Below are 13,387 nucleotides of genomic sequence, written 5' to 3'. Positions count from 1 at the left end.
AGCCGGCCATAAATTTTCGTGACACCGGGCGCGCATGCCACCGTAGGCCCCCGCTACTGGTTCATCTCCCGCATGAGACGGCCAACCTGCTCGCGCAGCCAACGATGAGCCGGGTCCTCGGTCGCGCTTCGATGCCAGTAGCCATGAGACTCGAGATCCGGAAGATCGAACGGCAGCTCAAGGATTCGCGCGTCATACCGCTGAAGGAGCACAAGGGGGGCTGTGAGGACAAGATCGGTTCGCATCGCGATCAACGGGGCGACCAGATAGTGTTGAACCCGCGTCTGAATCGATCGCCTGAGGCCCAGCTTGTTCAGTTCTGCATCGACGAGACCCGATCCCTGGGGGCGACTGGAAACGTGAATATGACCGAACCCGAGGTAATCGTCGATCGTCAGCTTCTTCCTCTTAAACGGATGGTCATGGCGCAGCATGCATGCATACCGATCGCGACCCAGCGGCTCCTGCTCGAGGTAGGGGTCGTCAATCAGCGGCGCGTCGATGGCAAGATTGACGGCACCGCTGGCTAACGCTTCCGGAACCTCTCTGCGCGTCGTGAAGTAGCTTTCGATGCGAATGCCGGGCGCCAGTCGCTGCAGCACCTCCTCCAGCGCGGGCAGAAGGAGCGCCTCCGTGAGGTCCGTCATGCTGAGCCGGAACGTACGCTCAGATGAGGCGGGATCGAAGCGTCCTCCGACGTGAGTGCTCGAGTCAAGCAGTTGCAGCGCCTCACGAACCTGGCCGATGATATTTTCCGAAACGGGCGTCGGCATCATGCCGGCCGACGTGCTGACAAAAAGCTGATCGTCGAATGCTTTGCGCATCCGCGCCAACGCGTTGCTGACAGCAGGCTGGGTGATGAACAGTATCTCCGCTGCGCGCGTCAGGTTTCGCGTTCTGTAGACGGCTTCGAAGACCACGAAGAGATTCAGATCAACCTTTGACAGACGCATTTTCAAATTCCCCGACGCCAATTGAACTGCATTTCCTACTCCTCATGTTCACGCGCACGCATCAGCGCCGCAAAATCCGAGCGTCAGTAACGATATCGAGCCTCATGTCGGTAAATCGCCGAAAAAACTCGTAGCCGACGGAACTCATCAGCCGCATCGCAGCGCTCATCCGACGCGTTGATGCGCAAGGTGCCAGTAGGGGTAACGCGATGCACATTGTCGCATCATCCTCCACTGCTACCTTGTCTATACGTCATCCCGGTTAAGGAAAGCACCGCGAGCAAGACTATTTTGATCACCGGCGCGTCGTCGGGAATCGGCCGAGCGAGCAGATCCAGACGCAATTCGATGTGAACGTATTCGGCGTGATGGACGTAACGCGCACCGTTCAACGCGGCTTCAGTTCGACGGGCGGATCGGCGCGATAGCCGCCGCCGAGCGCCTTCGTCAATGCAATCTCCTGACTGAGCATCTGAGCGTTGAGCGTGAGCAGCGCAACCTGTTCGGCAATCACCGGCTGACGCGCTTCGAGCGCAGCGAGCCGGCTCGTCAGTCCGCGTTGATAATAGGCTTCGACGCTGTCCCTCGCGAAAGTGATCGATTCGATCCGTTGCTTCTGCAACTCGGTCTCCGCATCGAGAGCCTGTAGACGGCTCCCCGTCTGGGCGACATCGCGTACCGCGTTGAGGACGGCCTGGTTGTACTGCTCGATCAACAGGTTGCTTCCCTCGCGTGCGCCGCTCAGGTTCGCGTTGAGCCTGCCGCCGTCGAAGATCGGCAAGGTCAGGCCCGGAATCAGGTTGATCTGCTGGCTTGCATGCGTGAAGAGATCCGCGAGATGCAATGCGTCGAGGCCGAAAAACGCCTTGATGTCGAAGCTTGGATAAAACGCCGCCTTCGCTGCGTCGATCCGGTCGAACGACGCCTCTACATACCATCGCATTGCCTGCAGGTCGGGCCGCCGGGCAAGCAGTTCGTACGAGAGCGTCGTCGGCAAGGCCGCCCGCGAGCGCGGCAGTGCGATGGGCTCGATGGCGGGCAGGCCATCGGGTCCCGCACCGACCAGTGCCCGCATCGATTCGCGAAACTGCTTTACCTGTCCTTGCGCCGACACGATCTGCCGTTCGATGGCAAGTTGCTGTGCCCGTGCTTCTTCGAGCAGGGTGCGGGCTTCCAGGCCGCGCGCCGCACGCGCTTCGTGTGCTTGCACCGCGAACACCGCGATCTCATGCGATTCGTTCAGCAGATCGATGAGCTGATAAGTCGTTTGAATGCCGTAGTAAAGCTGCGTGACATCCGTCGAGACTTCGAGTTCGACAGCGGACGTCTCGGCGAGCCGCGCATTGCTCACGCCGAGCGACGCGGCAATCTGCGCGCGTTGCTTGCCCCAGATGTCGACGTCCAGGCTTGCGCCGAGCCCGACGATGCCCTCGGTGTACCACGGCCCCGTTAGCCCCGCGGCCGGTTCGTTCTTCGCGAACGGGCCGAGAAAGCCGTTCGCGGAAATATGCTCGCGATCCAACGACGCCAGCGCGACCACCTGAAGGTTCGATCCCGCTCTGACAAGCTCGACATCGGACTTCGCCTGCGCGACGCGCGTGCGCGCAATCACCATCGTCGGCGCATCGGCTAGCGCCTGATCGATCAGCGCCTCGAGCTGCGCATCGTGATAGCGCGTCCACCAGCGCGCGGCGGGCCAGCCGTCGCGCGCGAGATGGATGTCGTCTGCGAGATTGATCTGCTCGGGTGCGATCTCGGCATAGGGCGTGCCGTTATGATGGATCAGCGCGCAACCCGGCAGCACGAGCGACATCCACGCGACGCATAAAAAGCATCGGCGCCATCGCCCATCGCGTACAACCGATCGCGCTTTCATGATGCCTCCCGCCGGGCCACCCCAAGGGAGGCATCTGCCCCCTCGGGGGGCAGCGAACGAAGGTGAGCGTGGGGGGCGTTCATGTTCGTATGGCCTGTGATGAGGGCGCCGCGACGGGTGCCTCGACGCGCCAGTCCGGCAACCCCGCGACCTGCCGCGACAGTTCGTCTGCTGCGGCGATGAGCGACCCGTCGGCCGGTTGGGTCGGTTGGGCAGACTCGACAGCTTGCGCAGCGATCCCGATGCGTCGCGGCGCGTGCGCATCGGGTGGGTTGACCGCAAGCTCATCCGCGTACCTGCTGAGTTCGGCGCAGGCCTGTTCCTGGGCCGCGCGCACTGCATCGATGGTGTGTGGGCTCGACGATCCCACTTGCGCCGCCAGCGTGTTGCGCAGCGCATCGCCCGCCAGCATGATCTCGCGCCCCTGCGCGAGGACGGTTTGCGCGCGCAGTGTCAGTTGCTCCTGCTCCACTTCCTGCCAGTCGGGCTCGAGCGCGACGCGCGACAGCGTCGCTTCGCACTCGGCCAGCACGGCCCACGCCTGCAACTGCCGCTGCGCATAGGGCAACTCATCCCGTTGGTCGACGCCCGCCTGTGGAGTACGCAACTGTGCGGCAACGGCGCGCAGCATCGTGGCGAGTTTCTGCCGCAGCACGTCGCCCTCGCCTTCGCGCCAGAACGACATCTGCACGAAGGTCGCCACGCAAACGCCCAGCAGAATGCCGACCATCCGGTCGCGGATTTCGGTCAGATTCGTGCTTGGGCTGAACTGGTCGAGCAACGCCAGCGAGAAGGTGAACATCAGCTGGAGGCCGGCATAGCCGATCCGCTCCGAACCTGCCGATATCCACGCCCCGAACGCGATGACAGGCAACGCCATCAGCAGCAGGCCGACGATGTCGTCGAGATGCGGAACGATGAACACGACCATGAACAGCGCCAGCGCGCTGCCGACGGCGGCCCCGCCCAGCCGCAGCAAAGCGCGCTGCGTCGATGCGCCGAGGCTCGGCAGCGCGACGATCAGGCAGGTCAGCATGATCGTGTGGATGCCCTGCCAGTCCACTGCGTTGTAGAACACGTAGCAGACCAGAACGGCAAGCAGCGTCTTCAGCGAAAAGCGCATGTACGCAGGATTGGTCCACGCGTCCGGCGCGATCATCGGCTCGCTCGCGGACGACTTTCCGGGTTCGGCACCGCTTGCAACAAGATCGGCGTAGGCGTGCAGCGCGCGCTGCAATTCGGCGGCCGCAGGCATCGTATCGGCGACGGCGCGGTCTTCAGGCATCGCAGTGCCGACGTAGCGATAAGGCTCCCCCGACATCACCGATTCGTCGAGCGCGCGGCTGTTCGTGCGCAACTCCCGCAACATCGCAAGTCGCGCCGCCGATCCCTCCGGCCACGTATCGGGCAACTCGCCCGCGCCGCGATAAAGACGCGACACTGTCGCGATGCATGCAAGCTGAAACGTCTGATGCTCGCGATAGTGGGCATCGCGCATCGTCGTGAACCGTAGCAGCTTCTGCAGCGAGAGCGCGCCTTGCTGGACAGCCACCAGCGTGATCGGCGCGGCGCTTGTCGTGCCGTCGATCAGTTGCGTCAGGCGCGTTTCCACTGCCGCGAGTTGCCGGTGGATTTCCGCCTTGAGTTGCAATTGCGGTTCGGCGGGCAACAGCAGCGTGTTGACCACGAGCGTCAGTGCGATCGGATAGTTGACGGCGACCCAGACCCACAACACCGCGCGGATCAGCAGGTCGGCCTGATCGGTCCGGTCGACGAAGCTCTGCACATAGATCACGACGATGGCGACGATGAAGAACACCACGCCGATCTTGAGAACGCGAAGCAGATACACGCTGCCGAAGAACAGCAGACTCGCGGTCACGATGCGTAGCAACGGATAGTCGAATGTGAACTTCAGCAGCAGGATCGATAGACCGATTGCAAGCGTCGATCCGACGATAAACATCACGCCGACCAGCCGCGTGACCACCACGTTCGACTGCGTGACGTAGAACACCACCAGCAGCGACAGCGCGAGTTCCGGCACTTCGAGCGCCATCGAGACGACGAGCACAATGGCGCTCGTCAGCATGCAACGCAACATTACGTTGACGCGACCGGGGAAAGGCGCAAGCTCGCGCTTCAGGAAATCGCCTGCATCGCGCAGTGTGACGGGCAGATAGTCGGCGGCGGCCATGGGTGCTCCTCAATGACGCTCGCCGTCGTTGCCGCGCCCGGGGTACAGCACGGCCACCGCCGACGTACCGACGCGAAACAGCTCCGGGTTCGGATTGTCGACCCGGATCTTCACCGGGAAGCGCTGCGACACATGGACCCAGTTAAGCGTGCGTTGAATGCGCGGCAAGCCGCCGGGCAATGCAAGGCCCGCTTCATCGGGCGCGACGCCGTAGCTGATCGAATCGACAGCGCCCTGGAAACGCTGATCCGTGTCGCTCATCAGGTAAACCGTGGCGGGCGTGCCCGCGCGGATGCCCTTGAGTTCGGTTTCGCGAAAGTTCGCGACCACGTACCAGTGGCGCGTGTCGATCAAGGTGAAGACAGGCTTGAGTACCGACGCGAACTGACCCGTCGATGTTTTCAACGACACGATGCGTCCATCGAATGGTGCTCGCACGGTCGCATATTCGAGGTTCAGTTCAGCAATCGCGATCTCCGCCATGACGACGGCACGTTGCGCAACCAGCGCATCGACGCCGCTCACAGCCGCTGCCGCCTGCTGCGCCTGCAGTTGCGCGGCGCTGAGTTCGGCCTGCGTTGCGCGTTGCGCGGTGCGCGCACGGTCGACGTCCTCCGCCGATACATAGCCGTGTGACAAAAGTGGCTCCATGCGGTGCAGCGTATCGGACGCCTGGCTAGCGGCGGCTCGCGCGCGCTCGACAGCCGCGCGTACTGACTCCGCGTTGTACTGCTGCGCATTGACCGTGCGCTGGGTCAGCTCGATCTGACGGTCGAGCGCGACGAGCGACGCTTTGCCTCGCGTCAGCGCATCCTGATACGGGCGCGGATCGATGCGGAACAGCAGATCGCCCTGCTTCACCGCCTGATTGTCGTGCACGGCCAGTTCCACAATGCGCCCGTTGACCTCGGGCACGACGTCGATCGTATCCGCGTAGACGTAGGCGTCGTCGGTGCGAGGGGCACGGTCCAGCAGCCGGATGACGAAAAACAGCAGCAACAGCGTCACCACGACCAGGATGATGGCCGGCCATTTTCTCTTCGATGTTTTGCTGGCAATCGTCGCCATTGCATCCACCCGGGGAGCTTCAGTGTTGAAACAGTATCAACCAGACAGCGAGCGCGAGGAAAGCGACAAGCGTGGGATACACCACGGCCGGAGGTCCCATCAGATGGTCGGCCTGCAAACGCTTGACAATCAGATAGATGACGACCGTAAGCAGAACGCCCGCGACGATACAGAACAGCCAGTCGGGAAAGTACGCGCCGAGCACGCCAATGGATGGCGAACTTGTACACCCGGACACGAAAACCACGGCAATCGTGGCAATGGCGGCCATCCCGATTGCACGCTTTGGACATCTGCCTCTGGCGAGCGGAATATGTCGTTTCAAAGTCGTCCCTGTGCCTGGAATCAATGTCACACGAGAAGCTCCAACAAAGCATCGCCATCCAAGGGTTGTCTGAACAACCCGATAGCGCCTTTTTCAAGCAGTAGCCCGCGCTCCGCTCGCCGAAAGATTGCAGACGTAGCAATTCGTCACAATAGCGCCAAAAGAGGCATTCCGCATTACATGAATATTCAATGTCGCCGCAAGAAACAACCATGCAACATCGATCGTTCGAGCGATAGCGATATCCACGCACACCACTAGCCCGTTTCAAGCCAGAATCTGACTCCAACCGATCAAGCGATACTATCCAGCAGGTCCAGCAAAGCATCCCCGTCGACAGGCTTTCTGAAGAAACCTAATGCACCTTTCTGCAGATAGTAGTGCTCCGTATGCTCGCTCGGTTTGCCTGTGATAATTATGACCGGCGTGGCTGCGTCCGAATGAACCGTTCTATCGAGCACTTGAATGCCGTCGATAGGCCGCATTCCCAAGTCGGTAATAACGCATACCAGCCCCGAGTAGCCGTCGGAGAGAAAATCCTGTGCAGATTCGTAGGCCCGTGTTCCGTACCCGCCAGAGGCCAGCAGGTTCGCCAGAGACGTCAGAACGCGTCGGTCATCATCAATCACGGCAACGGTTCGAACCCGAGGCGTGGGCATTTTTTTCTCCGGGTCTTCGAGTCCAACAAAGCATTAGCGTTAGCGTCAGGCGTCCAACGTGGTCGTCGACGATGTTTCGAGCTGCAGTTTGCTCGCCTGCCTGACCAGCGTGGCAAATGAATCCGCTTGCATTTTTCTCATGATGTGGCCGCGATGTACCTGCACTGTGTATTCGGTGATGCCAAGTACTGCCGCCGCCTGCTTGTTGAGCAGCCCGCTTGCGAGTAACGGCAAAAGCTCCTGCTCACGAGGCGTCAGCGATCGGTAGAGAGCCTGGAGCGCCGCTGTATCTTCCGCCTCCTTGCGAAGAACGTGCGCCCTGGCGAGTGCCGCATCAACCGCGCGCATCAACGCATCTTCATCGAGGGGCTTTGTGAGGAAGTCGACAGCCCCGCCCTTCATGGCCAGGACCGTGGACGGCACATCTCCCCTTCCGGTAATGAAAATGACGGGAATCTGTGAGTCCCTGCTGACAAGCTTCTGGACTTCCAGGCCATTCATGCCCGGCATTCTCAAATCCAGGATCAGACATGCAACGACATTCTGACGCGGCGCGTCCAGAAACCCTCTGCCGGAGTCGAATGCGTGGACCTCTCTTCCGTTTGCGCGCAGCAGCGCAGAGAGCGCTTCTCGCACCCGTCTGTCGTCGTCGACCACATACACCAGTTCGCTTGCGGATTCCATAGACTCCCTCTGTTGCCAAGTGAAAGCCCCTGCTGACGTCGGCACAGGCGGTCCACGATAATCTCGCTGAATGTCCCTATCACGCGGCCGTGCCGACGAAAAATTATAGCCGTCGGAATCGTCGCCCGGAAGCACGGGCAGCCGTGTTGAGCACTACATGATTATGTAATGGCACGACCAGATATGAGGTTGTAGGCTTATCGTTTCACCTCATCGACTTGACCCGAAATCCCCTGATGCGGCCCGCTCGGACAGGCGTCACTGCTGTCGGCCCGACCATGCTACGCTCGACGCGGACGGCAAACAGGCAGCCACTGGCAATGGTATGACATATCGCCATTGCCCTCGTATTCAATTCGTGCCACGACGGTGTGCGCGACCAGACTTCGCAAGTACTACACAAAATAACCGGCAACACGCCTCGCTCAATTTGCAGGCAAGGGGCCGTTGCGCTGAAAAACCAGCCTTTTGCGGGGAAATGTAGAGTATCACTATCCAATGCGCCGACGAATTCCGAGGTTGACATGCTTACCGTGTTGCTACCACGCCTGTCTCGGGTTGTCGTCCCCAGCGTCACCATTGCCGGTGCGTCAGGGGTGGCAGGGTTACTCGAACCGGCTACGGGCTGCCTCAGCCTCGTTTTGGTTGTCCTGTTCACGCACTTTTTCGGCCGCAACTTCGGGCGTCTAGCCGCTGGGTTCGCCTCGCTTGGGATAGCCGGAGTGGCGTTGGCTTCCAGTCACCCCCCTCTTGCCTCCGGCTCTATCGCCCGTTCCGCCGTCGCAATAGCGGCGGCATGGCTTTGTGCCGAGCTGGTCTCCCGGCGCCCCCGGCAGCCAGGCTCAACTGCCAGATTGAAGGACGAGCCGTTTGACGAGCAAGTCCGCCAACGAAACCAGACACTTCAAAGCATCGGCAGTCTTTTTCCCGGCCATGTGTGGACTGCGCTGCCCGATGGCTCCACCGAATACCTCAGTCCCAGCCTATTCGAATACACAGGCATAAAGGAAGCACATAAGTGCGACTCTTTCCGAGCCGCAATCCACCCTGACGACCTGCAGGCAAACGACCGATATTGGGACGCGCTCCGGGGCGGAATCGACCCGGAAGAACTCGAGTTTCGACTCAGGCGGTCCGACGGCATTTACCGGTGGTTCCTCTGCCGTGTCAAAGCCGTAAGAAACGACAGTGGACGGCTACTGCAATGGGTCGGTGTGAGCTGGGACATACATGACCGGAAGACTGCCGAATCTCTTCTTCGGATCGAAGAGGAAACCTATCGGCGCATTGTGGATAGTGTGCCGGCATTCGTATGTGTTGGTGGACCCACCGGCGAGCTTCTCTACGTGAATAGAGTTGGTGTTGCCGCGCTGGGAAGACCAATGGAGGAAATAGTGGGCGACCGATGGATGGCTTACATCCACCCCGACGACGTGCAGGCCGCACGGCAGCACTGGAAAGCGTGCATTACCGCGCGTGAACCGGTCGATATTGCCGTGAGGATGCTGCAGCATGACGGCGTATACCGCTGGCAGCGTCTTTTAGCCGAGCCATCACGCTGCTCAAAGGGAGGTGTCATCAACTGGTACCTCATCGGAATAGAGATTGAAGAGACCATCAAGGCTCAGCAGGCATTAGCGGCAAGTGAGAGAGAAGCGAGAGAGCTCCTCGACCGATTACCGGGCCGCTTCGCCACCCGGACAGAGCACGATTTCGACTTCGTCAGTCAGCAGATTCTTGAGGAAACAGGAACTACGCTTGAAGGTATACAGAATCTCGGCTTTCTGAGTTTCATTCATCCCGATGATCGCGACAGGGTAAAAGAAGGCAATCTTCGCTCCGCTCAGGAAAAGAGCGCGCACGATACCACCTACCGATGGGCAGATCACGACGGTAATTATCGATGGCGTCACTCGCGCTCCGTTCCTTATTTGAATGAAGACGGAAGCGTCTACAAGTGGTACTCCACGACCATCGACATTGATGAACTTTACAGGTCCAAAGAGCTCATCCGTAAACGGGAAGCGCAACTGAACTGGCTGATAGAGAATGTCCCTAGCCTGCTCTGGCGTACGGACTCCCATGGCCGCCTGGAATATGTGAACAAGCGCACTGAAGACTACACTGGACTACCGCTCAATGATTTGATAGCGAACGGCTGGCTTCACCTGGTGCACCCGGATGACTCTGCGTCAACCACTGAAGCCTGGCGAGATTCCCTCGATAGCGGGAGACCTTACGACCGGGTCCATCGACTCCGCGCGGCCGACAACACGTATCGATGGTTTCAATGCAAAGGCGCCTCCATGCGGGATGCCAACGGTGATGTTGTGAACTGGTATGGTCTTTCGACGGATATCCACGAGCGGCAGTTAGCCCAGGAGGCCGTTCGCACGGAAGAGCTTAATTTGCGAAGGCTCGTAGACGCATTGCCCGCGATGATCTGGAGGGCCACACCGCAAGGAGAAGTCGACAGATGGAGTCGGCAAATGCTAACGTTCATGGGAAAGAGCGCGGAAGAATTCGACAAAGATATTTTACTTAACCTCATCCCGGAAGCTGACCGTCTTCGTGTCCGCTCGCGCTGGAGGCGATCTGTCCAGGAAGGTGCGTCTTATCAGGACACGTACCAGGTTACTGCCGCCGATGGGAAACTGCACTGGTATCTCGCTCGCGGCGAACCGTTTCGCGACGAAAGCGGGCAGGTTCTACACTGGTACGGCGTATGTACGGACGTCAGCGATCTCAAACAAACGGAAGCAGTGCTCGAACAGCGGGAGCACCAGCTACGCGCGCTTATCGACACCATCCCGGCCATGCTCTGGTGCAATGACCCACAAGGGCGGCTCACTTACATCAATCGGAAAACCTCCGAATTCCTTGGCCTGAATGTTTCGCAGCTGGTGGACCTCGGCGATATGTATCCCATCCACCCTGACGACCTGGGCAGCCTGGCTAAAGCCTGGACACACTCGCTCGAGACTGGCGAACCGCACTGCCACGTTGCCCGGCTTCGCCGAAATGACGGTGTTTATCGATGGTACCAGCACACCGCTGAAGCAATGAGAGACTCCGACGGCAACATTGTTCAATGGTATGGACTCAGTCTTGATATTGACGAACGAACACGTGCAGAGGACCGCCTCAGACAGACTCAGGCCGAACTCGCGCGGGCAACCCAGATTGCCACGGTCGCAGAACTCTCTGCGTCCATCGCACACGAACTCAATCAGCCTCTCACGTCCGTTATCGCCAATGCGCAGGCTTGCAAACGGTGGCTCGCAGCGTCTCCGCCAAATTTGAGCGAAGCCAGGGTTTCCGTGGGAAACGTCATTCAAGATGCCCGTTCCGCTGACGAGACGATGCAAAGCATCCGCGCGCTGTTCAAGCAGCAAACATTCCAGAAGCGGAAACGGAATGTAAAAGACATGGTCCTCGAAGCCGTACGGCTGCTACGGGAAGACGAAACAAGGCGTATCACCGACATCGAGTTCGACTTGCCTGATAGCCTCCCTGCAGTGTTCGTCGACCAGATACAAATTCAGCAGGTCCTTCTTAACCTGATCTCGAACGGGATTGAGTCCACGGAGAACTCAGGACGCACACCTAAGATTCTCATTACCGCAAGGCCCCTTGACGACCGGTCCGTACTGCTCGATGTCATTGATAACGGCTCGGGAATCGTTGGTGGCGACAGCATATTCGACGCATTCGTCACGACCAAGAGCAAGGGAATGGGCATCGGGCTTGCGGTGTCCCGCTCCATTATCGAGGCTCACGAGGGTCGTCTTACTGCAGCCAATAATGAGGGCTACGGAGCAACCTTCAGCGTCGTCCTGCCAGTCTTGCCTGTCCAGATTTTCCAACAGGAAGCGAGCGCCAAATAATGCGTCCGGGGCGACTTTTTCCGGTCGCCCGCCGGCTCCACTACCTACCCTCGCTTCAGCCATACCTCTCGTCGCCAAATACAGGTCTGATTCCAGTTTCATGTAATAGCGATCAGACATCGTGCCAGCTACCATCGAAACCAGGTAGGACACTGAAGCAACCACGGATCGATGACTTTAACGCTGCTATCGGAGTCGCTGGCCTGCGCAGATTGCTGTCCAAATGCAGATGTCTCAACCAAATGGACATTTAACGCCATGATTCGCATTGGGAACCTGACTGTATTTCCGGACCGACGAGAGATATTCGTCGACGGCGCCCCTGTCGAACTCTCTTACAGAGCAATGGATGTGTTGCTCATCCTTATCGAAGCAAACGGCGCGTTGGTGACAAAGGACGAGCTTATGGACCGGGTGTGGCCGACCACCATAGTCGAAGATAACAACCTCTATGTGCACATTTGCACGATTCGCAAAGTGATGGACGAGCATCGAAAGCTGCTCGTATGTGCGCCTGGGCGCGGTTATCGTCTGTTACGGCCGATCCAGCCGACACGCGCCGCCTCGACTTTCGTCGCGCGTACCGACTCGAAGCAGGCCGTGCAATAGTCTTTCCTCTCCAAGCGACGCAACTGCTTGTCCGTCGAAGGGCTCTTATGTTCAACGGTCTGATCAACACCGGCATGCTTTCGCGCGGCGCGTTGCAGCTTGCACCGATCTTCGTCGCCGGACTCCTGACCGGGAATCCGATCTGGTTCCGAGTCGAGATCGTCACCATATCGGCCTTCATTGCGGCGGAGCGGTCGCGCCTGGCGCCGCTAGGCGTGCTCCTGCATGCTCTTGTAGTCGCCCTCGGCTATCTTGCCATTACCGCATCGATGGAAACGCCTGGCGTGTTCATTATCGGATCAGTGGTGCTTGCTGTTGCTTGCATCGGTATCACCGCCGCAGGCACCGAGATGCGCTGGACAGGAACTTTCACTTTTATTCCTGTTCTTTACCTGGCCTGCGCGACAGCGAACAATGCCAACGGGCGAGCCTTGCCGCAAGCAGGCGTTGAGACCTTACCGTATCTACTTTGCTCCGCGCTCCCGGTCGCACTCGTCTCGATCGTTTCTTATCGCTCATCCGAAAAAAATTTGAACGGTCGCAAATGGTTTGTTGTGCGGCAAGTCATTGAAGCACCAGGACGCGGATATTTTGAAGGCATGATCGCCGCCGCCCTCTCAGTCGGCATGGCCGCTTCGCTTATTGTGTGGCACCGAATTCACTATCCGGAATGGCTGATCTGGTCGGCCGCTAGCGTCGTCACTGGCGATGTGTCGACAGCGATCGCCAAATGGAAAGACCGGATGGTCGGCGCGATCGTCGGGGTAACCACAGGCATGGTAGTCGGGATGTTCATGCCGCACGCGCCTTTGCTCTTCGACGTACTGACGGCGGCAATCGCGCTCACGCTCGTTGCTTTTAATCGCTAAGTGCGACGAGTAAACGAATTTCAAAGTATGGGGTCTGACAGGTAATGTGATTCTGATGACCTGCCTGCCGATGAAATGTGCGGCGGTTTCAAAAGTGAAGCGCAACAGGGGGCTAATGAATGGAAGCTGAGTGTATCGAAGCGGTTGCGAGCATACGTTCGAAGACCTCGAATGGCGAATGAAATGCATGGGTAGCGCGAGGTCGGCTGTTGAGGCTGTCGGCGATGGCATCGAGTTCGTCCTGACTGTAGATCGAGAGG

General features: G+C 59.3%; 10 protein-coding genes and 1 pseudogene. 3 read left to right on the top strand and 8 right to left on the bottom strand.

Going from position 1 to position 13,387, the window contains the following annotated elements; all coding sequences use genetic code 11:
* Positions 1 to 53: 53 nt before the first annotated feature.
* From GNZ13_RS36135 to GNZ13_RS36105, 7 genes are all read right to left on the bottom strand, one after another.
* Positions 54 to 953, bottom strand: a complete 900-nt coding sequence (locus GNZ13_RS36135) for a LysR family transcriptional regulator (RefSeq protein ID WP_172173652.1) — start codon at positions 951 to 953, stop codon at positions 54 to 56.
* Between the two features lie 388 nt (positions 954 to 1,341).
* Positions 1,342 to 2,829 carry an MdtP family multidrug efflux transporter outer membrane subunit gene (locus GNZ13_RS36130; RefSeq protein WP_172173649.1) on the bottom strand — a complete coding sequence of 496 codons (1,488 nt, stop codon included), beginning with the start codon at positions 2,827 to 2,829 and terminating at the stop codon, positions 1,342 to 1,344.
* A 79-nt stretch (positions 2,830 to 2,908) separates the two neighbouring features.
* Positions 2,909 to 5,026 (bottom strand): FUSC family protein, encoded by a 2,118-nt coding sequence (locus tag GNZ13_RS36125; RefSeq protein ID WP_172173646.1) that lies wholly within the window; start codon positions 5,024 to 5,026, stop codon positions 2,909 to 2,911.
* A gap of 9 nt (positions 5,027 to 5,035) precedes the next feature.
* Complete coding sequence (mdtN, locus tag GNZ13_RS36120; RefSeq protein WP_172173643.1) at positions 5,036 to 6,094, bottom strand: multidrug transporter subunit MdtN; 1,059 nt, start codon at positions 6,092 to 6,094, stop codon at positions 5,036 to 5,038.
* A 19-nt stretch (positions 6,095 to 6,113) separates the two neighbouring features.
* Entirely contained in the window at positions 6,114 to 6,365 is a 252-nt protein-coding gene (locus GNZ13_RS36115) for a YtcA family lipoprotein (RefSeq protein ID WP_172173640.1), read from the bottom strand.
* Between the two features lie 347 nt (positions 6,366 to 6,712).
* Complete coding sequence (locus GNZ13_RS36110; protein WP_172173637.1) at positions 6,713 to 7,078, bottom strand: response regulator; 366 nt, start codon at positions 7,076 to 7,078, stop codon at positions 6,713 to 6,715.
* A 45-nt stretch (positions 7,079 to 7,123) separates the two neighbouring features.
* Complete coding sequence (locus GNZ13_RS36105; protein WP_172173634.1) at positions 7,124 to 7,762, bottom strand: response regulator transcription factor; 639 nt, start codon at positions 7,760 to 7,762, stop codon at positions 7,124 to 7,126.
* Between the two features lie 596 nt (positions 7,763 to 8,358).
* Here GNZ13_RS36105 and GNZ13_RS36100 point away from each other — a divergent pair.
* The 3 genes from GNZ13_RS36100 (at position 8,359) to GNZ13_RS36090 (ending at position 13,127) form a co-directional block, all read left to right on the top strand.
* Positions 8,359 to 11,649 carry a PAS domain-containing protein gene (locus GNZ13_RS36100; RefSeq protein WP_172173631.1) on the top strand — a complete coding sequence of 1,097 codons (3,291 nt, stop codon included), beginning with the start codon at positions 8,359 to 8,361 and terminating at the stop codon, positions 11,647 to 11,649.
* A 171-nt stretch (positions 11,650 to 11,820) separates the two neighbouring features.
* A complete protein-coding gene (locus GNZ13_RS36095) occupies positions 11,821 to 12,258 on the top strand; it encodes a winged helix-turn-helix domain-containing protein (protein WP_236002344.1) in 438 nt (145 codons plus the stop codon).
* Positions 12,259 to 12,305: 47 nt separating this feature from the next.
* On the top strand, positions 12,306 to 13,127 hold the full coding sequence (locus GNZ13_RS36090) for a hypothetical protein (RefSeq protein ID WP_172173628.1): 822 nt from the start codon (positions 12,306 to 12,308) through the stop codon (positions 13,125 to 13,127).
* Positions 13,128 to 13,239: 112 nt separating this feature from the next.
* On the opposite strand, the pseudogene GNZ13_RS52980 reads toward GNZ13_RS36090, so the two are convergent.
* Positions 13,240 to 13,387 (bottom strand): annotated as a pseudogene (locus GNZ13_RS52980) (IS30 family transposase); the annotation flags it as partial.

It is taken from the genome of Paraburkholderia elongata (genome assembly GCF_013177735.1).
Taxonomy (GTDB): Bacteria; Pseudomonadota; Gammaproteobacteria; order Burkholderiales; family Burkholderiaceae; genus Paraburkholderia; species Paraburkholderia elongata.
Note: the sequence above shows the minus strand (reverse complement) of the source record. Positions and strands in the feature narration are given on the sequence as shown.

Bases quoted from the DNA above. Each gene is read 5' to 3' on its own strand.
- GNZ13_RS36090 (WP_172173628.1), top strand. From the start codon at position 12,306: ATGTTCAACGGTCTGATCAACACCGGCATGCTTTCGCGCGGCGCGTTG.
- GNZ13_RS36105 (WP_172173634.1), bottom strand. From the start codon at position 7,762: ATGGAATCCGCAAGCGAACTGGTGTATGTGGTCGACGACGACAGACGG.
- GNZ13_RS36115 (WP_172173640.1), bottom strand. From the start codon at position 6,365: ATGGCCGCCATTGCCACGATTGCCGTGGTTTTCGTGTCCGGGTGTACA.
- GNZ13_RS36130 (WP_172173649.1), bottom strand. From the start codon at position 2,829: ATGAAAGCGCGATCGGTTGTACGCGATGGGCGATGGCGCCGATGCTTT.
- GNZ13_RS36125 (WP_172173646.1), bottom strand. From the start codon at position 5,026: ATGGCCGCCGCCGACTATCTGCCCGTCACACTGCGCGATGCAGGCGAT.
- GNZ13_RS36095 (WP_236002344.1), top strand. From the start codon at position 11,821: ATGACTTTAACGCTGCTATCGGAGTCGCTGGCCTGCGCAGATTGCTGT.
- GNZ13_RS36135 (WP_172173652.1), bottom strand. From the start codon at position 953: ATGCGTCTGTCAAAGGTTGATCTGAATCTCTTCGTGGTCTTCGAAGCC.
- GNZ13_RS36110 (WP_172173637.1), bottom strand. From the start codon at position 7,078: ATGCCCACGCCTCGGGTTCGAACCGTTGCCGTGATTGATGATGACCGA.
- mdtN (WP_172173643.1), bottom strand. From the start codon at position 6,094: ATGGCGACGATTGCCAGCAAAACATCGAAGAGAAAATGGCCGGCCATC.